The following is a 21,997-nucleotide window of genomic DNA, read 5'->3' on the forward strand; positions in this document are numbered from 1 at the left end:
GCCGGTGCGGTCAGTGAGGCGCATCGGCGATGTGCTGGGTACCGATGCGCTTGCGGAACACCCAGTAGGTCCAGCTCTGGTAGAGCAGGACGAGAGGAGTGGCGATGCCCGCGCACCAGGTCATGATCGTCAGGGTGTACGGAGTGGACGAGGCGTTGGTGACCGTGAGGTTCCAGGCCTCGTTCAGCGAGGACGGCATGACGTTCGGGAAGAGCGTCAGGAACAGCATGGCGACCGCGGCGACGATGGTCAGGCCCGAGAGGGCGAACGACCAGCCCTCGCGCCCCACCGCGACCGCGACGATCGCGGCGACCAGCGCCACGGCCGCGACGATCATGGCCAGCAGGCTCCAGCCGTCACCGTTGTCCAGCTGGGTCCAGGTGAGGAAGACGAGCGCGAGGACTGCGGTGACCGGCCCCAGCTTGAGCGCGAGCCTGCGGGCCCGCTCCCGGATGTCCCCGACCGTCTTGAGACCGGCGAACACCGTGCCGTGGAACGTGAAGAGGAAGAGCGTGACCAGCCCGCCCAGGAGGGCGTACGGGTTGAGCAGGTCCCCGAGACTGCCGACGTACTCCATGTCGGCATCGATCTTCACGCCGCGCACGATGTTGCCGAAGGCCACGCCCCAGAGCACGGCCGGGATCAGCGAGGTCCAGAAGATCGCGTGCTCCCAGTTGGTCTGCCACGTGTCCTCAGGCCGCTTCGACCGGTACTCGAAGGCGACTCCGCGCACGATCAGGCACAGGAGAATGACCAGCAGCGGCAGATAGAACCCGGAGAAGAGCGTGGCGTACCACTCCGGGAAGGCGGCGAACGTCGCGCCGCCCGCGGTGAGCAGCCAGACCTCGTTGCCGTCCCAGACGGGGCCGATCGTGTTGATCAGTACCCGGCGTTCCTTGCGGTCGCGGGCCAGCACCTTGGTGAGGACGCCGATACCGAAGTCGAATCCCTCCAGGAAGAAGTAGCCGATCCAGAGGACGGCGATGAGGACGAACCAGACGTCGTGGAGTTCCATCTCTCAGCTCCTCGGCTCTCAGTAGGAGAACGCCATGGGGCGGTCGGCGTCCCGGTCGTCGTGACCGCCGATCGTGGTGGGCGGGTTGAGGTCGGCCTCGGTGAGTTCCGGCGGTCCGGCCTTGATGTACTTCACGAGCAGCTTGACCTCGATCACGGCGAGCACCGCGTAGAGCAGGGTGAAGAGGGTCATCGAGGCGATCACCTCGCCCGGCGAGGTGCCGGGGGAGACCGCGTCGCGGGTCCTGAGCACGCCGTACACGACCCAGGGCTGGCGCCCCATCTCGGTGAAGATCCAGCCCCAGGAGTTGGCGATCAGCGGGAAGAGCAGCGTCCACAGGGCGACGAGCCAGTAGAGCTTGGTGAGTTTGGGGCTCAGCGCCTTGTTCCGGAACAGGACCAGACGCGGCACCTCGTCCTCACTGGTCCTCATCGCTTCAGGCAGCAGGAACTTCCTCCGGGTCAGCCACAGTCCGAGCAGCCCCAGACCGAAGGACGCCATGCCGAAGCCGATCATCCAGCGGAAGCTCCAGAAGGCCACCGGGATGTTGGGCCGGTAGTCGCCGGGGCCGTACTTCTCCTGCTCGGCCTTGTTGATGTCGTTGATGCCGGGCACGTACGAGTCGAAGGTGTCGTCGGCGAGGAAGGACAGCACTCCGGGAATCGAGATCTCCACGGAGTTGTGGCCCTTGCTGACGTCCCCGTACGCGAAGATCGAGAAGGGCGCGCCGTTCTGTCCGTCCCAGAGCGCCTCGGCGGCGGCCATCTTCATCGGCTGCTGCTTGAACATCACCTTGCCCAGCCGGTCCCCGCTGACAGCGGTGAGCAGACCGGCGATCACGACGGTGACGAGCCCGAGCCGCAGGGACGTCCGCATGACGGGGATGTGCTTCTTGCGGGCCAGGTGGAAGGCCGCGATGCCGACCATGAACGCGCCGCCGACGAGGAAGGCGGCCGTGATGGTGTGGAAGAACTGGGTGAGCGCGGTGTTCTGCGTGAGTACCGCCCAGAAGTCGGTGAGCTCCGCGCGGCCGCGTGCCTCGTTGATGCGGTAGCCCACCGGGTGCTGCATCCAGGAGTTGGCCGCCAGGATGAAGTACGCGGAGAGGACGGTGCCGAGCGAGACCATCCACATGCAGGCGAGGTGGATCTTCTTCGGCAGCTTGTCCCAGCCGAAGATCCACAGTCCGATGAAGGTGGACTCGAAGAAGAACGCGATCAGCGCCTCGAAGGCGAGCGGGGCACCGAAGATGTCGCCGACGAAGCGGGAGTAGTCCGACCAGTTCATGCCGAACTGGAATTCCTGGACGATGCCGGTGACGACACCCATGGCGATGTTGATCAGGAAGAGCTTCCCCCAGAACTTCGTGGCTCTGAGGTACTTCTCGTTGCTCGTCCGCACCCAGGCGGTCTGCAGGCCGGCCGTGAGCGCGGCGAGGGAGATCGTCAGAGGGACGAACAGGAAGTGGTAGACGGTCGTAATGCCGAATTGCCATCGCGCCAGGGTTTCCGGCGCCAGAGCTAGGTCCACGTCGTCGTTCTCCTTTCGGGGCCGTGTTCACCGGGCGCTTTGCCCCCTGTTGCCCCGCTGATCAAGGGAGGAACCGGGACACGCTTGTGAACGCGTTCACATTCACAAGCATTATTGCGCACACACTTTCGGGACGTTCGATCGGGGCCCCTTCCAGCCATTCCGGACACCCGGACCCCGCACAGCACGGTGGCCCCGGACCCCGGCAGTCGAGGTCCGGGGCCACCGGCACACACCGGGCGAAGCCTCAGCGGCCGCGCCCACCGCTCACCACGCGTTGCGGTACGACTCCGTCACCTTGAGGAACACGTCATTGGCCTCGGCCTCCCCGATCGTGACCCGTACTCCCTCGCCCGCGAACGGCCGGACCATCACCCCGGCCCGCGCGCACGCCGCCGCAAAATCGACCGTACGTTCCCCGAGCCGCAGCCAGACGAAGTTCGCCTGGGACTCCGGAACCGTCCAGCCCTGCCGCAGCAGCTCCTCGTACACACGGGTGCGCTCGCAGACGAGCGTGCCGACCCGGCCCATCAGCTCGTCCTCGGCACGCAGCGAGGCCACGGCCGCGTCCTGGGCGAGCTGGCTGACCCCGAAGGGGACGGCCGTCTTGCGCAGGGCGGCGGCGACGGGCTCGTGGGCCACCGCGAACCCGACCCGCAGACCGGCCAGGCCGTACGCCTTGGAGAAGGTGCGCAGTACCGCGACATTGGGCCGCTCCCGGTAGATCTCGATGCCGTCGGGCACCTCGACGTCCCGGATGAACTCCTTGTACGCCTCGTCGAGCACCACCAGCACATCGCTCGGGACCCGGTCCAGGAACCGTTCGAGCTCGGCCCTGCGGACCACCGTGCCCGTCGGGTTGTTCGGGTTGCAGACGAAGATCATGCGCGTCCGGTCGGTGATCGCGTCCGCCATCGCGTCCAGATCGTGCACATCACCGTCGGTCAGCGGCACCTTCACCGAGGTCGCGCCGCTGACCTGCGTGATGATCGGGTACGCCTCGAAGGAGCGCCACGCGTAGATGACCTCGTCCCCCGGGCCGGACGTGGCCTGGAGCAGCTGCTGAGCCACCCCGACCGATCCCGTACCGGTGGCCAGGTGCGAGACAGGCACACCGAACCGGTCCGCCAGTTCGTTCATCAGACCGGTACAGGCCATGTCCGGGTAGCGGTTGAAGTTCGCGGCGGCGGCGAGCGCGGACTCCATCACACCCGGCAGCGGCGGGAACGGGTTCTCGTTGGAGGACAGCTTGAAGGCGACCGGCCCGCCGGCCGCCGCCGCCTTGCCCGGCACATAGGCGGGCACACCGTCCAGCTCGGCGCGCAGCTTAGGGCTCGTTTCGCTCACCGCAGGTCCTCCTCGACCGTCCGTGCACATCAATACTGCTCACCTTATGAGGATTGGGCGCCGCTGCGAATGCCGGGAGCCGGGATTCGTCCCCTGTGCCGGGAAGTACACGGAATGGTCCCCGCCCGCCGGCCCGGCGAGGGGGAGCGTTTCACTTTCTGTCGCGCGCCGGTGGCTCACTCCGTGGCGCGCATCCCTCGAAGAGGTGAGTTGAGACCTCTTCGAGACATCGATCATTCGGCAGGCCCATCCACTTCGACACATGACACACTGGCAGTAGACCCGTCAACTCCCTTGATTTCCAAGGCATTTAACGCTAAATGATCATGCAGAAACGTGACTGTTGACGGGTGAATATGCGACCGGCCCAACCACCCGCCCGAGCCCTACTATCGGCTCGCCATGACAGCAGCAGGGAAGCACCAGGTGAGCCGGACAGAGACGCCCCGGCGCAACGGCCGGCAAGGACGGGCGGGCATCCGGGATGTAGCCGCCGCGGCCGGGGTCTCCATCACGACCGTCTCCGACGCGCTCAACGGCAAGGGCAGGCTCCCGGACGCCACCCGCCGCCATGTCCGCGAGGTCGCCGAGCGTCTGGGCTACCGCCCGTCCGCCGCGGCCCGAACCCTCCGTACGGGCAAGTCGGGGCTGATCGGCCTGACCGTGACCACGTACGGGGATGAACCTTTCACCTTCACCGAATTCGCGTACTTCGCCGAGATGGCCAGAGCCGCGACGTCCGCGGCGCTCGCCCGCGGTTACGCCCTCGTCATCCTTCCCGCCACCTCCCGCCACAGCACCGTCGACGTCTGGTCGAACGTCGCGCTGGACGGCACCGTCGTCATCGACCCCTCCGACCAGGACCCGGTCGTCACCGAACTCGTGCGCCAAGGCGTCCCGGTCGTCTCGGACGGCCGCCCGGCCGGGTCACTCCCGGTCACCGCCTGGGTGGACAACGACCACCGGGCCGCCGTCCTCGACCTCCTCGACCATCTCGCCGCCGCCGGAGCCCGCCGCATCGGCCTGCTGACCGGCACCACCACCGACACGTACACCCGGCTTTCGACCACTGCCTACCTCCACTGGTGCGAGCGCGTGGGACAGGACCCGGTGTACGAGTCCTACCCCGCCCACGACCCCTGTGCGGGCGCGGTGGCGGCCGACCGCCTCCTGGCCCGCCCGGACCGGCCCGACGCCGTGTACGGGCTCTTCGACCCCAACGGGACGGATCTGCTGGCGGCCGCCCGCCGGTACGGTCTGCGCGTCCCCGAGGACCTGCTGCTGGTCTGCTGCAGCGAGTCCACCGTGTACGCGAGCACCGAACCGCCCATCACCACGCTCTCCCTGAAGCCACGCAGAATCGGCACGGCAGTGGTCCAGCTCCTCATCGACGCCATCGAGGGCGTCGAACACGACGGTCCCCTCGAACAGGTGATACCGACCGAGCTCATCGTCCGGACCTCGTCACAGCGCCGCCCGCCACGCACCACGGTCAGCGCACCACGCTCCCCGGCCGGGGATTGATCGCAACAATCCGGACCAATCGACCGGTGAACCGTAGGTGCGGGCGGATTCACCACCCCTGGTGCGTCACACAGCACGATCCGCATTCCTATGATGGGCGCACGACACCGCGGACCACCTCTACCAGGCAGGGCCCGTCAGGTGTGCGGCGGCGCGACGGTGGTGGAGGGGTCGATGACTCAGGGGGCCGGTCAGGAACCCGTGGTGCGGACGGCGACGTTGCGCGATTTTCGCGTTCCGCCGTATGCGCAGACGCCCGTGCCCCAGCGCTCGCCACATCCCGGCAGCGTGACGATGCACGACGGCCCGCCGGAGGGCTACACGCCCACCGAGCGCGATCTGCCGGTGATCAGGCGCGAGGACACCGTCGAGGTGCGCCCCGTTCCCGGCCAGCGGCCGGCCGCCGACGCGGAGCGGGGTCCGCTCTACGTCGTCGGCGACGTCCACGGCTATCTGGACGAGCTCGTCGCCGCCCTGGCCGAACAGGGCCTGACCGACGCCGACGGCGCCTGGGCCGCGGGCAACGCCCGGCTCTGGTTCCTGGGTGACTTCACGGACCGCGGTCCTGACGGCATCGGTGTCATCGACCTCGTGATGCGGCTCTCCGCCGAGGCCGCGGCCGCCGGCGGCTACTGCAAGGCCCTGATGGGCAATCACGAACTACTGCTCATCGGCGCCAAGCGGTTCGGCGACACCCCGGTGAACTCCGGGGCGGGCACCGCGACCTTCCAGGCGGCCTGGCTGCTCAACGGCGGCCAGAAGACCGACATGGACCGGCTCCAGGACGTCCACCTCCAGTGGATGTCCCGGCTCGACGCGGTCGTCGAGGAGGACGGGCACCTGCTGATGCACTCCGACACGACGGCCTACCTCGACTACGGCTCCACCATCGAGGACGTCAACGACACGGTGCACGCCATTCTCACGCGCAACAACGCCGACGAGTGCTGGGATGTCTTCCGCAAGCTGACCAAGCGGTTCGCCTTCCGCGACGAGGGCGGCGCAGAGGCCGTGCGCGAGCTGATGGCGACGTACGGCGGACAGCGCGTCGTCCATGGTCACAGCCCCATTCCGTATCTGCTGGGCGAGGTCGGTTCCGAGGACGGCGAGGACAGTTCGCGCCCCGTCGTGGACGGCCCGCACGTGTACGCCGACGGGCTCGCCATCGCGATGGACGGCGGCGTGACCATGGCCGGAAAGCTACTGGTGGTCCAACTCCCCCTGCATGGATGAAGGAGTCCGGGGAAGACGCATCCCTGACCTGACCTCGCGGATCACCGGGCCTATTTACGGCAACCCCCTGTCACCCCGTGCCGTGGGCGCTCTACCATCGGCGTATCAGTCGCAGGCTCTCCTCCGTTTCTGCCCAATTGCCCGGTTCACGCGGTCAGTCAGGCCCTACGGAGCATCGGGGGATGCACATGAAAAGCGCTCCGCACCTGCTGGCCGAGGACCGCCCCGAGTACGAGCGGATTCTCGATGACGCGCTGCGTCATGCTCATGAACACCCTGCTCTGGACGGGGTCGGTGACCGGCTCAATCCGGAACAGCTACGCACCATGGCGCTGAACGCCACGGACCTCATCACGGCGGCCGCCGTCACCGAGTACGAGCACTATGTGAAGGCCCGCGACGAACTGCGCGGCCCCGCCGGTGATCCGGCCTTCGGGCCGGGGCCGGACGACACCCACGGGACGGGCGCGGGCATCGGCGCCGTGGTCACCGCCCTGGCACCCGTCCTCTCCGGTGCCGCCGCCGTGATCTTCCTGCTCGTCGGCTATCTGCTCCAGGCACTCGGACCGGACCTCGCGATAGCCGCCACGATGGTCACCGCGGGCTGGTTCTTCGCCGCGGTCGCCGCGACCGCCACCCTGGCCGCCGCCGTGGGACTGCTGCTCGCGGCCCTGCGCAACGGAGCCACCTCGCTGCCCGCCGAGGACCCCGAGGAGGAGCTGCCCGACGATGTGGCACGCGCCAGGGAGGCGTGGCGCCATGCCCTGCTGGAGCGCGGCATCCTGCCGTTCCTGCGGGACGCCCTCGCCGACCCGACCGCGGGTGCCGCCTCTCGGACGCCGCACCGCTCCCCGAACCGCATCCCGAAGATCGGCTACAGCAGACCGGATTTCTCCGGCCCGTCCGAGGGACCGTCGGCCGGCCCGCGGCCGACCTTCACCAGCCCGGACTTCACCAGTCCGGACTTCGGCGGCCCCGAACACCAGCCGGAGTAGCCGCTGTTTGCGGGGCCGGAACGCACAAGGCCGGGGCAGCCTCTCGGCTGCCCCGGCCTGTGCGACGAGAAGTTGATCAGACCGCCTGCGGAGCCAGCTTCGGGTTCTCCCCGTACGCGTTCGCCTCCGGCTTGCCGTCCGAGGCGAGGAAGACCAGCAGCATGATCCCGCCAACCAGCGGCACGAACGAGATCAGCATCCACCAGCCCGAACGGCCGGTGTCGTGCAGCCTGCGCACCATCACGGCAAGTGCCGGAACCAGCACGGCGAGGATGTAGATGATGTACGGGATCTGCGTCTCGATCACGAAGCCGATGCCCACGAGCACCAGGGCCGCGAGGCAGTTGAAGAGCACGAACATCCAGTACTCCTTGCGGCGCGCACGCCCGCTGAAGCCCGCGTAGTTCTTGAGCACGTCCAGATACCAGTTCACTGCGTTCCCCTCCCCAGGCCCCTGCTTCAGGGGCGCACAATTTGAGCCAAGTAAGGCGGAACGTAAGGCACAGATAAGGAAGGGGTCAAGTCCTGACCGGGCGCAGCGGAAACGTACATCTACCTGCCGCGTTACCGTGTCCCTACCGAGGCCCAGTGGCCGTCGCAACTCGGACAGTTGGGCATACGACGTCTTGAATGAGCCACCGGGCACGATCGTCGGCCGCCGTACACGCGAAGACGGCGCCGACCGGAGCACGAGGTGCTCCGGTCGGCGCCGTCTTCCGTTCGTGCGGTGACGCCTGGGGTCAGTCCGCGATCGGCAGATAGACCCGGTTGCCGGCCGCCGCGAACTCCCTCGACTTCTCCGCCATGCCCGCTTCGATCTCCGCCTGCGAGTCCCCGTGCTCACGCCGGATGTCGTGCGAGATCTTCATCGAGCAGAATTTCGGTCCGCACATGGAGCAGAAGTGGGCCGTCTTCGCCGGCTCGGCCGGCAGCGTCTCGTCGTGGAACTCCCGTGCGGTGTCCGGGTCGAGCGCCAGGTTGAACTGGTCCTCCCAGCGGAACTCGAACCGCGCGTCCGACAACGCGTCGTCCCAGTCCTGCGCGCCCGGGTGCCCCTTGGCGAGATCCGCCGCATGGGCCGCGATCTTGTACGTGATGACACCGGTCTTCACGTCGTCCCGGTTGGGCAGGCCCAGGTGCTCCTTGGGCGTGACGTAGCAGAGCATCGCAGTACCCCACCAGGCGATCATCGCCGCGCCGATGCCCGAGGTGATGTGGTCGTACGCGGGGGCTACATCCGTGGTCAGCGGGCCGAGCGTGTAGAACGGCGCCTCCTCGCAGATCTCCTGCTGGAGGTCGATGTTCTCCTTGATCTTGTGCATCGGGACATGGCCCGGGCCCTCGATCATCGTCTGGACACCGAACCGCTTGGCGACGGTGTTCAACTCGCCGAGCGTGCGAAGTTCGGCGAACTGGGCCTCGTCGTTGGCGTCGGCGATCGAACCGGGTCGCAGCCCGTCGCCCAGCGAGTACGTCACGTCGTACGTCGCGAGGATCTCGCAGAGCTCCTCGAAGTTCTCGTACAGGAACGACTCCTTGTGGTGCGCGAGGCACCAGGCCGCCATGATCGAGCCGCCACGCGAGACGATGCCGGTCTTACGGCGCGCGGTCAGCGGGACGTACGCCAGGCGCACGCCGGCGTGGACCGTCATGTAGTCGACACCCTGTTCGGCCTGCTCGATCACCGTGTCCTTGTAGACATCCCAGGTCAGCTCCTCGGCACGGCCGTCGACCTTCTCCAGCGCCTGGTAGAGCGGCACGGTGCCGATCGGGACGGGTGCGTTGCGCAGGATCCACTCACGGGTGGTGTGGATGTTGCGGCCGGTGGACAGGTCCATGACCGTGTCGGCGCCCCACTTGGTCGCCCAGGTCATCTTGTCCACCTCCTCCTCGATGGAGGAGGTGACCGCGGAGTTGCCGATGTTGGCGTTGACCTTCACCAGGAACCGCTTGCCGATGATCATCGGCTCGATCTCCGGGTGGTTGACGTTGACCGGCATGACGGCCCGGCCCGCGGCGATCTCCTCGCGTACGACCTCGGGCTCGACGTTCTCCCGGATCGCGACGTACTCCATCTCCGGGGTGATGTCGCCGCGCCTGGCGTACGCGAGCTGGGTGACGGGCCGTCCGTCGCGGCTGCGGCGCGGCTGCCTCGGACGGCCGGGGAAGACCGCGTCGAGGTTGCGCAGACCGCCGCGGGGCGAGGTGTGCTTCAGACCGTCGTCCTCGGGGCGGCCGGGGCGGCCGGCGTACTCCTCGGTGTCTCCGCGGGAGATGATCCAGTTCTCCCGCAGCGGCGTGAGGCCGCGCCGGACGTCGGTGTCGATGGTGGGATCGGTGTACGGCCCCGACGTGTCGTACAGCGTCACGTCCTTGCCGTTGGTGAGGTGCACCTGACGAACCGGCACCCGGAGGTCCGGGCGTGAGCCCTGGACGTATCCCTTGTGCCAGCCGATGGACTTCCCGGCCTCGCTGTTCGGTGCGTCCTGCGCGTTCTGCGCGTTCTGCTCCGAGGCAGGCGTGCGTGCGTCCGCTGTGGTCATGAGACCTACTCCCTACGCCGGCATTACCCGGTAACAGGTTCGGCGGTCGGCGCAGCCTGTTCCGTACCGGTGTACGGAGGTCAGCGCCCTCTCAGCCCGGTGCTCCGAGCTCCCGCGTGTGCAAAGGTGACACCACGCTAGCGTTCTTCATGGCGTGCTGAATAGGGGGCCCCTCCCGTTCTTGCGATGATCGCCCGGTGACCTCCTCCCAAAGCGATCCCGAACCGCAGGGCCCTCCGCACGGCCACTCGCACAGCCATGGCCCGGCCGCCCCCGTCTCCAAGCATCTGCGCAAGGTCATCGCGGCCGTGCTGATTCCGTTCGCCACCGCGGTCGTCGTCGGCCTCGTGGCGTTCTGGCCCGGTGGCGCACCCGCTCACGAGCGCACAGGTGTCGGCTTCGACCGGCAGACCCAGTCCGGCAAGGTCGTCCAGGTCGACAGCGTGGACTGCGCGGACGTCAACGCGTCCCAGGTACCACCGACCGGTGACACCTCGACCCCCTCCGGACGCGAGGCGGTCAACGCGCAGACGGGGGACTGCAAGAAGGCCACGATCGAGGTGACGAGCGGCGACGACAAGGGGCGGAAGTTCGTCGAAGTGGTCCAGCCGGACGCCTCGAGGCAGCTGAGCGAGGGTCAGGGCGTGGTCGTGGCGTACGCGCCCGACGCCCCCCGTGACCTCCAGTACTCGGTGACCGATGTGGACCGGAAGTTCCCGATGGCACTGCTCGCCGGGATCTTCGCGCTGGTCGTCGTCGCGGTGGGCCGGATGCGCGGGGTGATGGCGCTGGTCGCACTCGTCGTGTCGTTCGGCGTGCTCACCCTGTTCATCCTGCCCGCGATCCTCCAGGGCTCGAATCCCCTGGTCGTGGCGGTGATCGGGGCGAGCGCCATCATGCTGGCCGCGCTCTACATGTGCCACGGCCTGACCGCGCGTACGTCCGTGGCCGTCATCGGCACACTCATCTCGCTGCTGCTGATCGGCCTGCTCGGCTCGCTCTTCATCGGCTGGGCGGCGCTGTCCGGCAACACCGACGACAACACAGGTCTCATCCACGGCCTCTATCCGGACATCGATATGAGCGGCCTGCTGCTGGCGGGCGTCATCATCGGTTCGCTCGGTGTGCTCGACGACGTGACCGTCACCCAGACGTCGGCGGTCTGGGAACTGCACCAGGCGGACCCGACGATGGGGGCCCGGAAGCTCTACAAGGCGGGGATCCGCATCGGGCGCGATCACATCGCCTCGGTCGTCAACACCCTCGTGCTCGCCTACGCGGGCGCCGCGCTGCCCCTGCTGCTGCTCTTCTCGATCGCGCAGAGCAGCATGGGAACCGTGGCCAACAGCGAACTGGTGGCGGAGGAGATCGTCCGGACGCTGATCGGTTCGATCGGGCTGGTCGCCTCGGTCCCGGTGACGACGGTGCTCGCGGCGCTGGTGGTCTCCGCGGACCGCACAGGGCTCGGCGCGGAAGCCGGAGCTCCTGCACCCGCACGGACCGGGAGAGGCCGTCGTCGCAAGCTGTAGCGGCGGGTGCCTCCTCAGCCGGCGTTCTGTTCCTTGGCAAGAATCCGGCCCAGCGCCACTTCCAGGCTCCCCTCGAAGTCACTCAGCGTGTGCTCCTGACCGAGCGGGACCAGTTTGTCCGTCCGGTCGAGAAACGCCACCAGGGGCGCCGTACCGGCCCGGAAGAGTGCACGGTCGTCTCCCACCTGGAGCCGGATGTGTACATCACAAAGCCCTTCGGGCTCGGTCGGGCCAATGTGCACGTCGCCGTCGCCGCTCGGACTGTTGAGTCCGTCGAGTAGCAGCTCACGACCAAAAGCCCAGGTGACAGGGGCGTCGCCGGGCAGATGGAAGGTCATTCGGATCGCGTAAGGATCAGCGACCTCGTATCGGAGCTCCACCGGGATACGGAAGGAAAGCTCCTCGGAGACGAGGAAACTCATCATGACCTCTGCTTGAACCGACTCGCGCATCGTTCAACCCCGCAGTAGATGAAACTGGCCAGGAATGATCCCCGTGGCCCTATTGACGCCATCGTGGTGCACGAGATAGCAGATCACAAGGAGTGATTTTTCAGATACTGATAGAGAGCACGAGTGAACGCAAGAGATCGGTGACCTCGGCGCGTAGTTGCTCGACTGCGGGGAGCAACCGATCCTGCTGGTCAAAGGGCAGCGAAATGGCCATCGTCGCCACGGTGGTACCCACCGTGATCGGGATGGCCGCGCAGATCGTTCCCAAGGCGTACTCCTGTCGCTCGATGACAGGTTCCATGCGTTCCGTCGATCGCAATCGCTCAAGTAGCGACTCTCGATCTCGCACAGAGTGACGAGTCAAGGGCTCCACGGGATGTCGGTCGAGATGATCCTGGCGTGCCGTCTCGTCGAGCTGTCTCAAAAGGCACTGGCCGATCGCGTGCGCGTGACCGGTCTCGCGGAACGCGGCCCATTCGTCGACGGCCGGACTGGCCGGGGTGTCCGCGACCGCGATGAGTTCGATCTCGCCCTCGCGGTAGATGGCGCAGTACACCGGCACACCGATGACGTCGCGCCAGCGCGCGAGCGACTCGGTCATGGCGCTGCGACGACTCTGCACGGCACCACCGTCGATCAACCGCTCGGCGGCCTCACCGAAGAGGAAGACGCCGTTCTCCCGGCGCAGATATCCCTCATGGGTCAGCGTGCGCAGCAGATGGTAGGCGGTGGGAAGCGGAAGCCCTGCTTCCCGTGCGAGTTGCTTCGCGGGCGCCCCGTCGCGATGGGTGCCCACAGCCTCCAGCAGCCTCAATGCCCGCTGCACCGAACCGATCAATGTCGGTACCGCGGTATTCGTCGCTGTGGTCACAGGTCACCCCCAGGCATGGTGACGGGCGGTCAGCCCTCCCGCAGGGGCCGCCCCCACGGACTGCCACAAACCTGGGTCCGAAAACCGCACTGCCGTACAAACCAATGGTGAATTCGGTGACGGACAGTTTACTTCCCAGGCGGCGGCAGTGATACGCCACTGTATCGGCACCGCACGCCCGAAACGCCTTTTCGTCCGGGACTTAGCTCAGCTGGGCTAATCGTCCCGCGGCGCTCGTCACTACCAGTCACGATCCGAGGAGGACGAGGACATGAACTTCCGTACGACGAAGACCAGACCACCGACCAGAACGGCGAAAACCAGCACCTTGAAGAGCAGACCGATGACGAAGCCCACCACGCTGGCGATCAGGCCGCCGAACACGACGATCGCGATGACCGGCACCGCGACCCACTTCACCCACCAGGGCATCCCCGCGAACATCTCCTGCACCGCCATCGTCCTTACCTCGTCTCTATGAGTTCCTGCCTCGATGCTAGAGGCGCGGGAGTGGCCGGCGGGGGCTCCGGATCCCTTGGACTCCCCTGAACAATCCCCTAGGGACTCGGGTGCGCGCGCCGGCCTGCGGCGGGGGTAAGCCCTCCGGAAGGGACCAGGAATCCGGCGGGGTCAGCCCTCCGGTGATCAGCCTGCGGAAGGGATCACCTGCGGAAGGCGATCGGCCCTCCGGCGGATCAGCCCTCCGGCGGGGAGAAGACCACCATCACCCGCAGGTCCTCGGTGATGTGGTGGAACTTGTGGGCCACTCCGGCCGGTACGTAGACGACGCTGCCCCTTCCCACCTGCGTCGTCTCCATGCCGACCGTGATCGCCGCACGGCCGCTCACGACGAAGTAGACCTCGTCCTGGTTGTGGGGCTGCTGCGGATCGAGCTGGCCCGCGTCCAGCGCGTAGAGACCGACGGACATATTGCGTTCCCGTACGAACTGGAGATAGGCGCCGTCGTTGGCGGCCCGCTCCGCCTCCAGTTCATCCAGCCTGAATGCCTTCATCGCCCGTCCGCCCCTTGTATCCGTGCTGCCGCTGTCGGCCACCGATCATGTCTGCCACGATCAGACACATGAAGGATTTCGTAGTCAAGACGATCGCCAACGCGGGTGCGCTGGCCGTGGCCATCTGGCTGCTCAGCGACATCACACTCACCGGCGACGACACCTGGAACAAGGTGCTGACGCTGGTCCTCGTCGCTCTCCTCTTCGGCGTGGTGAACTTCATCGTCAAGCCGGCAGTGCAGCTCCTGACGCTCCCGCTGTTCATCCTGACGCTGGGGCTGATCACTCTGGTGGTCAACGCCCTGATGCTGATGCTGACCTCGTGGCTGGCCGAACAGTTCGATCTCAGCTTCCACGTCGAGGGCTTCTGGACCGCCGTCCTCGGTGGTCTGATCATCTCCGTCGTCTCCTGGGCGCTGAACGTCGTACTCCCCGACGAGGACTGATCCAGTCCGTCTGAAACAGTGCAGGCCGGACCGGTGTCGGACCGGAGAGAGAAGTGAGGACGCGGCATGAGCACCACCATGGGCGACGGGACACGGGCGGTACGAGCCGGGCTTCCCGAACCGGAACAGTACGAACCCACCCTTCCGGGCCCGGTCTTCGCCGCACACTTCCATCTGTCCGGGGAGCCGGTCGGCCCGTACACCTACGGCCGCGACACCAACCCGACCTGGACCCGTCTGGAACGTGCCATCAGCGAGCTGGAGGCACCCGGAGAGACGGCCGAGACCACGGTGTTCGCCTCCGGGATGGCGGCGATCACTGCCGTCCTGCTGTCTCAGACGCGCACGGGCGACGCGGTGGTGCTGCCTGACGACGGCTATCAGGCGCTGCCGCTGGTCCGGGAGCAGCTGGAGGCGTACGGGGTCGAGGTGCGGACCGCACCGACGGCCGGCGACGCCCAGCTCGCGCTCCTGGAAGGAGCGAAGCTGCTGTGGATCGAGACCCCGTCCAACCCGGGGCTCGATGTCTGTGACGTACGACGGCTCGTGGAGGCCGCGCACGGGGCGGGCGCCCTGGTCGCCGTCGACAACACGCTGGCCACCCCGATCGGTCAGCGTCCGCTGGAGCTGGGGGCCGACTTCTCGGTCGCCAGCGACACCAAGGGCATGACGGGGCACGGCGACATCCTGCTCGGCCATGTGACCTGCCGCGACCCCGGGCTGACGGCGGCCGTGCGGCGCTGGCGCAAGGTGGTCGGGGCGATTCCGGGGCCGATGGAGGCATGGCTCGCCCACCGTTCCCTGTCCACGCTCCAGCTGCGGATCGACCGGCAGTGCACGACCGCCCTCACACTCGCCGAGGCACTGGGCAAGCGCGCAGAGGTGAGCGGACTGCGGTACCCCGGGCTGCCGGACGATCCCTCGTACCCGAAGGCCGTGCGGCAGATGCGGCGCTTCGGTTCGGTGGTGTCGTTCGTGCTGGCCGACCGGGAGACGGCCGAGCGCTTCCTTGCCGGACTGCGGCTGGTCGACGACGCCACGAGTTTCGGCGGCGTTCGGTCCACCGCGGAGCGCCGGGCGCGCTGGGGCGGGGACGCCGTACCCGAAGGCTTCATCCGTTTCTCGGTCGGCGCCGAGGACCCGGAGGACCTGCTCGCCGACGTGGAGCGCGCGCTCGACGAGGCATCCCGGTAGACCGCATCGCACCGGTCGACCTGTCGGCAGACGGCCCGAGCCTCCCCCCTCGTGGCTCGGACCGCCCCGGTTCCGCGCGCGAAGAACCGCTCATCCAAGGCTAGTTGACTCAGCGTCAGTGTCCAATCACAGTAGCGACAGCGACCTATCGACATGTTTTGGTTGTCCGGGTCCGAAGCGTCGTGAGCGCGGGAGGAGGCCGGTCGTGGACCTGGCTCTGCTGCGCACCTTCGTCACCGTGCACCGTGCGGGGTCGTTCACCCGGGCCGCCGCCCTGCTCGGGCTGTCGCAGCCCGCCGTCACCTCGCAGATTCGGACACTGGAGCGCCAGCTCGGCCGCCCCCTGTTCCTGCGCCGAGCCCGTGGTGTCACCCCGACCAGCATCGGCGACGAGCTGGCACACCGTGCGGCCCCCCACCTGGACGCACTGGTGGAGATCGCCGAGGCCGGGCTCGACGAGGAGGCGGGGGTCCGCACGCTTCATCTGGCCGGGCCCCCGGAGTTCACCTCCGTACGCGCCCTGCCCGCACTCACCCCGCTGCTCTCCCAGGGACTCGCGCTGCGCAGTTCGTTTCAGCGCGAACGCCGGGGAGACGATGGAAGGTCTGGCCGCCGGCCACCACGACCTGGCCATCACCACGGCGCGTCCGCGCGGCGGGCTGCTCACCTCGACGCCGCTCTGCGACGAGGAGCACGTCCTGGTGGCGGCACCGCGCTGGGCCGGACAGCTGGGGCCAGGGGCTCTCCGGCACAAGGGGCCGGTGGTGCTGGAACAGTTTCCTGTGGTCGAGGTGCACGAGAGCCTGCCCTTCGTCTCGCGCTACTGGGCCGCCGTGTTCGACAGCGGGCCGACGACCTCCGCGACCGTGATCACTCCGGATCTGCGGGCGGTTCTGGAGTGCGTGTCGTCGGGCGCCGGGCTGGCCGTACTGCCGCGGTATCTGTGCGGGCCGGCGCTGGAGCGGGGCGAGGTCGTGGCACTGCTTGACCCTCCCGTTCCGCCGCTGCGCACGTATTTCCTGGCCGCGCGCACCGGCACTCTGACGATGCCGCGCATCGCGCGGGCGCACGAGTGGCTGGTGCGCGCTGCCGTCGACTGGTGACCTGTGGGCCGGGGAGCGTTTCAGATCGCGTTCCACGGGCCACTCTCTTGCCATGACCGAACGTCCTGTGGTCAAGCGCACCGCACGTGCCATCCTGCTCGACGGCGACGACCTCATCCTCATCAAGCGGACCAAACCAGGGGTCGATCCGTACTGGCTCACGCCGGGCGGCGGGGTCGAGCCGGAGGACCGCACCGTCGTCGACGCCCTGCACCGCGAGGTCGACGAAGAGCTCGGCGCCAAGATCTCGGACGTCGTGCCCTGTTTCGTGGACACGGTGGAACACATCGCGGGCGGCGGGGTGAAGGGCGTCAAGGTGCAGCACTTCTTCGTCTGCCGACTGGAGTCGATGGACCCCTCCCGGCGGCACGGACCGGAGATCGACGACCCTTGCGGGGAGTACGAGATCGTACGGGTGCCCTTCAGCCGGATCGGAATCGCCGCGGTCCATCTCGTACCGCTGTCACTGCGGCACTACCTCGACGGCAATATCGAAGGGGTCCGGGCCATGCACGCGCCCGACCTGGCCTGAGACGGCGCGTTCATCCGGGTGCCGGGCTGGTGCCGGACTGGCGCCCGGCAGGTGCCGGGGTGCGTTCTCATCCGGCTGCCGGAGCCGGCAGTTCCTCCAGTGCGTCGTGCCGTATCCGCTCGGCCGGCATACCGAGGCCTCGCAGCATCTCCGTCCCTGCGCGCTCCGTAGAACACCTCGCCGGGTCGCCGGTCACCGTGTTCGGCCATGTCTTCGACCAGCGCACTGAAGGGGCCGATGCCCGTGCCACCGCGCCGAGACTGAGCAGCCCCTTGCAAGTGGTGTGATCGACCGCCATCGAGCCCGCCGGTGGTCCCAGCCGCAGCATGTCGCCGGGGCGTGCGCGGTGTACCAAGGCGTTGGAGACCCAGCCTACGGGAGCGCTCCGCCCGGCCTCCGGCGCCGCGCCCTCGTACGCCGAGGCCAGTAACGTGCGGATACTCCCGCCGTCAGACGACTGATCGCTGCGCGCTTGACAGCGTGTTTCACGTGAAACCACTCAACCGACGCACCCGCAGAAGTGTCCTCGTCATCCATGTCGCGGTTTCCGTGAGCTCGCCGCGCCTCACCGTCGCCCTGCTGCCGCTCGTCAGCGTTCTGCTGCCGGCACTCGGCACGCCGTGGGAGCTGGCCAGGCATCGGTGGGGCTGGGCCACGATCTGGATCGCCCTGCGGACTGACCCGACGGGGCCGGCGCCTGCGCGTCTCGGCCAGATCCGCGAAAGCGCTGGACGAACGATCATCGCATCAGACAGCCTGACTCCTATGCACAACGCACTGCCTCGCCCGCTCGCCGGACTACCCATCCGGCGCCTCACCCGGGGAGACCTCGTCTCCTGCGCCGATCTCTGCGAGGACCGCGGGTGGTCGCGCGACGAGCACCGATGGGGACTGCTCCTTTCCGCCGGGACGGGCTACGGCATCGACGACCCCGAGGGCAGGGGCCTGGCCGCCGCCTGTGTGGTGACCCCGAACGGGACGGACCTCGCCGCCATCGGCATGCTGCTCGTCGCCGGGCGGCACGCCGGACAGGGACTCGGCCGACGGCTGATGCAGTACGTGATCGAGTCGTCGGGGGAGACTCCGCTGGCCTTGTACGCGACCACCGAGGGGCAGCCCCTCTACGAGCAGCTCGGCTTCACCGTAGTGGGCCGGGCCGACCGCGTCGCCGGGCATTTCCGGCCGATGGACGGCGAGCGCGACAGGAACCCCGGCGCTACCACGGTCACCACGCGCCCAGCCGCGGCAGATGATCTCCAGCGCATCCTCCGGCTGGACGCCGATACGTTCGGCGCCGACCGGACCCACATCATCACGCGGCTCCCTGCCTTCTCCGACCGGTTCCTCGTCGCGGAGGACGCCGGCGCACTCATCGGTTACGCGGCGCTCTGGCCGAGTGGGGACGTCCATTCCATCGGGCCTCTCACCGCTCGCGACATCGGCACGGCGAAAGCCCTCGTCACGGCGCTCGCCGCGACGACGGACCGCCTCCTGCGCACCGATATCGACGCACGCCACAAGGAACTGCTCGACTGGCTCGGCGATCACGGTATGGAGAGGGGCTCCAGTACGGCCGTCATGGTCTATCGGGGCTCCGAACTGCCGGGTGACTGGACGCGGCGGTTCGCTCCGCTGACGGTCGCGACCGGCTGAGGCGGCCTGGTTCCCTCTCTCTGTGATTGCAGGCGCGGGCTATTGCAGGCGTCCCCTATCCTGGAGGCACGGCTCCACACGGAGGAGAGACATGACAGCGACCGACCCCGCCCTGACCGCCCTCTCCCAGGGCTGGTGCGCGCTCTCCCTGCTCCACGGGAAGATCGAGGCCCGCATCGAGCGTGCCCTGCAGACAGGCCACGGCCTCAGCGTGCGGGAGTACTCACTGCTCGACGTCCTGAGCCGGCAGCACAACGGCACCGGCGGGCATCTCCAGATGAAGCAGGTCGCCGACGCGGTCGTGCTGAGCCAGAGCGCCACCACCCGCCTGGTCACCAGGCTCGAGGACCGCGGCCTGCTGACCCGGTACCTCTGTGACACGGACCGCCGCGGCATCTACACCGACGTCACCGACGCGGGCCTTGCCCTGCTCGCCGAGGCCCGGCCGACCAACGACACCGCGCTGCGCGCCGCACTCGACGAAGCCGCGCTGGATCCCGAGCTGGCCCCGCTCGTCACCGCTGTGGAACGGCTGAAGGTCTCCGCATGACCCGTGTCGGCTGCGTATTCTGCGCCCTATGAACGACCTTTCCATACGTCCTGTCGCGCTCTCCGATCTTCCTGCCGTCGTGGCCATGCTGGCCGACGACCCCCTCGGCGCACAGCGGGAGTCGCCGGACGACCTCACTCCGTACAACACCGCGCTCCAGCGGCTCGCCGATGACCCGAACCAGCACGTCGTCGTCGCCGTGCGCGAGGAGCGGATCGTCGGAACCCTTCAGCTGACGATCATTCCCGGCCTGTCCCGGCGCGGCTCGACGCGCTCGATCATCGAGGGCGTGCGCGTCCATGCCGACGAACGCGGCAGCGGTCTCGGAACCCAGATGATCCAGTGGGCGGTGGACGAATCCCGGCGCCAGGAGTGCCAGTTGGTCCAGCTGACGTCCGACGTCACCCGTACCGACGCGCGACGCTTCTACGAGCGCCTCGGTTTCACCGCCAGCCACGTCGGGTTCAAGCTCACGCTCTGACTCCCGGCACGGAACCCCTGGGGGCCGCAGTGCAGCACATCACCGACGAACAGCGCCGCATCAGGCTCGGCCGACGCCATCGGCTCGCGCCGTCGGCTCGGACCGACTCCGTGGTGGCGGTGGCCGATGCCGTCGTAGCCCTGCATGCCACCGACTCCGCCACCGTTTTCCTCTCCACGTGCGCACGGCTCATACGCGCCGGCATCGAACCGATGGAACGGGCTCTGTACGAGGACGTGTCGCTGGTCCGGCTACTGTCCATGCGCAACACCCTCTTCACCGTCTCCAAGGACCTCGCTCCCTATGTGGACGCGTCCAACGCACGGGCCGTCGCCGCGAAGGAACGCCGCACACTTCTGAAGCACTTGGCGGAGGATGGCAACGGGCTGGACGAGGCCTGGCTCAGGGCGGCCGAGCGGGAGACCCTCGCCGTGCTGGACGCACGCGGCCGGGCCAGCGGCAGCGAAATCACGTGCGTGCTCTCCTGCCGTGTTTCACGTGAAACACGGCAGGAGAGCTCATGGCGTGACTCAGTGGCTCAGATGGCCAGTCCTCGCCAGCCCTCCGGGTCCACACCGCCAGGGACAGCCGCGCCCGGATCGTACGGCTCGCGTGTGAAAGCGAACGACCCCAGGTCGAGGTGGTCAACAGCGCCTTCGCTGTTCCGCACGACGCGCAGCGTCTCCCCCTCGTAGTAACCGTCGAGCCCCGTCCAAGTACCGTCCGACCGTGACCGGAAGCGAGCACCCCGGCCGGTGCCGCGCAACGGCTGGAGCTCCACGTCCCGGTCTGCGGCCACCTTCAGGACGTAGGCGTACGTGCCCCAGTACCAAGGACCTGTCAGCGCCAGCAACTCGGGGTCGATCTCGGGCAGAGGACGCCACGGCGCCGGGATACGGGGCTCCGCATCGGCGACGATCCGCACCAGGTCGGCGGCAACCGCACTGACGAGCGGCCCGGACGTGGCGTTGGTGAGCGCGACTGCGGCGACTCCTTCCTCCACACAGACCCAGAGGGCGGCCAGGAATCCCGGCAGCGAGCCGGTGTGGCCGACGAGCGTCCGGCCGTCCCTGCGCACGACCTGGAGACCGAGGCCATAGGCGCTGTCCCAGTCGTCCGCCGGGAGCGAGGCCGAAGGCACTCGCATCTCCCGCACCGACTCCGCGCCGAGAACCTTCTCGTCCCCGGCGGCCAGAAACGCGGCGAACCTCAGGAGGTCGGCGGTCGTCGACCAGAGCTGCCCGGCCGGTGCCATCAGACCGAGGTCCTCTGCCGGTTCGGTCAGCATGACGTCCGCCCAGGGGTGCACGGCCCAGCCGCCCGCGTGCGGGGGCACCGGCTGCGTGCTCGTACGGTGCATCCCCAGCGGCTCCAGGATCTCCTGGCGCAGCACCTCGGCCCAGGAGGCGCCGCGTACCGCCTCGACCAGTGCGCCGAGCAGGGTGTAGCCGGGGTTGGAGTAGTGGTGTCCCCGTCCGGTCGGCTGCGTCTTCGGACGGTCGCCGAGGACATCGGCCAGCTCGGGACGCACGGCCCCGGGTGTGCGCTCCCACCACGGGGCAGGGGACTCCGCGGCCAGGCCCGCGCTGTGTCCGAGGAGCTGGAAGACGGTCACATCCCCGACCCCTGTGCCGGGCAGGTACTTCTCCACCGGATCGTCCAGGTCGAGTACCCCCTCGTCACGCAGCCGCAGCACCAGGACGGCGGTGAACGTCTTGGTGAGGGAGCCGATCCTGTACTGCGTATCCGCGTCGGGGTCGTGTCCCTCCACGCAACTGCGCGCGCCGTTCCAGACGGTCCGCCCCTCCCGCTGCACCGCGGCGACGAACGAGGGCGTGCGGCCTTCGGCCTGGGCCGTGGCGATGCGGTGCAGCAGGGCACGTCGTGTACCCGGGAGCAGCTCGTCATCAGGGGCAGCACCGGGACCACCGAGGGGGTCGCTGGGGGAGTCATTGAAGGAAGTCATGGTCAAGGACTACCCGGGCG

20 protein-coding genes and 3 pseudogenes are annotated in these 21,997 nt (G+C 68.2%); 12 read left to right on the forward strand and 11 right to left on the reverse strand.

The features are described 5' to 3' along the window. Nucleotides 1-10: 10 nt before the first annotated feature. From cydB to hisC, 3 genes are all read right to left on the reverse strand, one after another. Nucleotides 11-1,015, reverse strand: a complete 1,005-nt coding sequence (gene cydB / locus F0344_RS17490) for a cytochrome d ubiquinol oxidase subunit II (protein WP_185299672.1) — start codon at nucleotides 1,013-1,015, stop codon at nucleotides 11-13. Nucleotides 1,016-1,033: 18 nt separating this feature from the next. After that, nucleotides 1,034-2,545, reverse strand: a complete 1,512-nt coding sequence (locus F0344_RS17495; RefSeq protein ID WP_185299673.1) for a cytochrome ubiquinol oxidase subunit I — start codon at nucleotides 2,543-2,545, stop codon at nucleotides 1,034-1,036. A 267-nt stretch (nucleotides 2,546-2,812) separates the two neighbouring features. Beyond that, a complete protein-coding gene (gene hisC / locus F0344_RS17500) occupies nucleotides 2,813-3,892 on the reverse strand; it encodes a histidinol-phosphate transaminase (protein ID WP_185299674.1) in 1,080 nt (359 codons plus the stop codon). 402 nt (nucleotides 3,893-4,294) lie between these two features. Between hisC and F0344_RS17505 the strand changes: the two genes are divergently transcribed. From F0344_RS17505 to F0344_RS17515, 3 genes are all read left to right on the forward strand, one after another. Further along, the gene (locus F0344_RS17505) at nucleotides 4,295-5,416 is read left to right on the forward strand and encodes a LacI family DNA-binding transcriptional regulator (RefSeq protein WP_185299675.1); all 1,122 of its coding nucleotides are present in this window, start codon (nucleotides 4,295-4,297) and stop codon (nucleotides 5,414-5,416) included. Between the two features lie 159 nt (nucleotides 5,417-5,575). Then, a complete protein-coding gene (locus tag F0344_RS17510) occupies nucleotides 5,576-6,649 on the forward strand; it encodes a metallophosphoesterase (RefSeq protein WP_258050273.1) in 1,074 nt (357 codons plus the stop codon). A gap of 182 nt (nucleotides 6,650-6,831) precedes the next feature. Next, nucleotides 6,832-7,644, forward strand: a complete 813-nt coding sequence (locus tag F0344_RS17515) for a hypothetical protein (protein WP_185299677.1) — start codon at nucleotides 6,832-6,834, stop codon at nucleotides 7,642-7,644. 76 nt (nucleotides 7,645-7,720) lie between these two features. Here the strand turns inward: F0344_RS17515 and F0344_RS17520 are convergent, their stop codons facing one another. Then, nucleotides 7,721-8,077: a DUF805 domain-containing protein gene (locus tag F0344_RS17520; protein WP_185299678.1), complete on the reverse strand. Its 357-nt coding sequence runs from the start codon at nucleotides 8,075-8,077 to the stop codon at nucleotides 7,721-7,723. A gap of 307 nt (nucleotides 8,078-8,384) precedes the next feature. Next, a complete protein-coding gene (thiC, locus tag F0344_RS17525) occupies nucleotides 8,385-10,187 on the reverse strand; it encodes a phosphomethylpyrimidine synthase ThiC (protein ID WP_185299679.1) in 1,803 nt (600 codons plus the stop codon). Between the two features lie 197 nt (nucleotides 10,188-10,384). Here thiC and F0344_RS17530 point away from each other — a divergent pair, with 197 nt between their 5' ends. Beyond that, nucleotides 10,385-11,716 carry a YibE/F family protein gene (locus F0344_RS17530; protein ID WP_185299680.1) on the forward strand — a complete coding sequence of 444 codons (1,332 nt, stop codon included), beginning with the start codon at nucleotides 10,385-10,387 and terminating at the stop codon, nucleotides 11,714-11,716. A 14-nt stretch (nucleotides 11,717-11,730) separates the two neighbouring features. On the opposite strand, the gene F0344_RS17535 is transcribed toward F0344_RS17530, so the two are convergent. From F0344_RS17535 to F0344_RS17550, 4 genes are all read right to left on the reverse strand, one after another. After that, a complete protein-coding gene (locus F0344_RS17535; RefSeq protein WP_185299681.1) occupies nucleotides 11,731-12,168 on the reverse strand; it encodes an SsgA family sporulation/cell division regulator in 438 nt (145 codons plus the stop codon). A gap of 100 nt (nucleotides 12,169-12,268) precedes the next feature. Continuing rightward, a complete protein-coding gene (locus tag F0344_RS17540; protein WP_185299682.1) occupies nucleotides 12,269-13,039 on the reverse strand; it encodes an IclR family transcriptional regulator in 771 nt (256 codons plus the stop codon). A 240-nt stretch (nucleotides 13,040-13,279) separates the two neighbouring features. After that, nucleotides 13,280-13,492, reverse strand: coding sequence for a DUF5326 family protein (locus F0344_RS17545; protein ID WP_185302740.1), 213 nt, complete (start codon nucleotides 13,490-13,492; stop codon nucleotides 13,280-13,282). A gap of 242 nt (nucleotides 13,493-13,734) precedes the next feature. Next, nucleotides 13,735-14,052, reverse strand: a complete 318-nt coding sequence (locus tag F0344_RS17550; protein WP_185299683.1) for a cupin domain-containing protein — start codon at nucleotides 14,050-14,052, stop codon at nucleotides 13,735-13,737. 68 nt (nucleotides 14,053-14,120) lie between these two features. Here F0344_RS17550 and F0344_RS17555 point away from each other — a divergent pair, with 68 nt between their 5' ends. From F0344_RS17555 to F0344_RS17570, 4 genes and pseudogenes are all read left to right on the forward strand, one after another. Beyond that, complete coding sequence (locus F0344_RS17555) at nucleotides 14,121-14,498, forward strand: phage holin family protein (RefSeq protein ID WP_185299684.1); 378 nt, start codon at nucleotides 14,121-14,123, stop codon at nucleotides 14,496-14,498. 66 nt (nucleotides 14,499-14,564) lie between these two features. Further along, nucleotides 14,565-15,692 carry a cystathionine gamma-lyase gene (locus tag F0344_RS17560; protein ID WP_185299685.1) on the forward strand — a complete coding sequence of 376 codons (1,128 nt, stop codon included), beginning with the start codon at nucleotides 14,565-14,567 and terminating at the stop codon, nucleotides 15,690-15,692. Nucleotides 15,693-15,897: 205 nt separating this feature from the next. Further along, nucleotides 15,898-16,795: pseudogene (locus tag F0344_RS17565) on the forward strand (LysR family transcriptional regulator). Nucleotides 16,796-16,847: 52 nt separating this feature from the next. Then, on the forward strand, nucleotides 16,848-17,327 hold the full coding sequence (locus F0344_RS17570) for an NUDIX domain-containing protein (protein ID WP_185299686.1): 480 nt from the start codon (nucleotides 16,848-16,850) through the stop codon (nucleotides 17,325-17,327). A gap of 146 nt (nucleotides 17,328-17,473) precedes the next feature. On the opposite strand, the pseudogene F0344_RS35875 reads toward F0344_RS17570, so the two are convergent. Further along, a pseudogene (locus F0344_RS35875) lies at nucleotides 17,474-17,715 on the reverse strand (globin domain-containing protein); the annotation flags it as partial. Between the two features lie 377 nt (nucleotides 17,716-18,092). Between F0344_RS35875 and F0344_RS17580 the strand changes: the two are divergent. The 4 genes and pseudogenes from F0344_RS17580 to F0344_RS35150 form a co-directional block, all read left to right on the forward strand. After that, entirely contained in the window at nucleotides 18,093-18,980 is an 888-nt protein-coding gene (locus tag F0344_RS17580) for a GNAT family N-acetyltransferase (RefSeq protein WP_185299687.1), read from the forward strand. 91 nt (nucleotides 18,981-19,071) lie between these two features. Continuing rightward, nucleotides 19,072-19,530 carry a MarR family winged helix-turn-helix transcriptional regulator gene (locus tag F0344_RS17585; protein ID WP_185299688.1) on the forward strand — a complete coding sequence of 153 codons (459 nt, stop codon included), beginning with the start codon at nucleotides 19,072-19,074 and terminating at the stop codon, nucleotides 19,528-19,530. Nucleotides 19,531-19,558: 28 nt separating this feature from the next. Further along, entirely contained in the window at nucleotides 19,559-20,011 is a 453-nt protein-coding gene (locus F0344_RS17590; protein ID WP_185299689.1) for a GNAT family N-acetyltransferase, read from the forward strand. A 29-nt stretch (nucleotides 20,012-20,040) separates the two neighbouring features. Continuing rightward, a pseudogene (locus F0344_RS35150) lies at nucleotides 20,041-20,482 on the forward strand (DNA glycosylase AlkZ-like family protein); the annotation flags it as partial. 67 nt (nucleotides 20,483-20,549) lie between these two features. Here F0344_RS35150 and F0344_RS17595 read toward each other — a convergent pair. Beyond that, nucleotides 20,550-21,977: a serine hydrolase domain-containing protein gene (locus F0344_RS17595; RefSeq protein ID WP_185299690.1), complete on the reverse strand. Its 1,428-nt coding sequence runs from the start codon at nucleotides 21,975-21,977 to the stop codon at nucleotides 20,550-20,552. Between the last annotated feature and the right edge of the window lie 20 nt (nucleotides 21,978-21,997).

The organism is Streptomyces finlayi (assembly GCF_014216315.1).
GTDB lineage: Bacteria > Actinomycetota > Actinomycetes > Streptomycetales > Streptomycetaceae > Streptomyces > Streptomyces finlayi_A.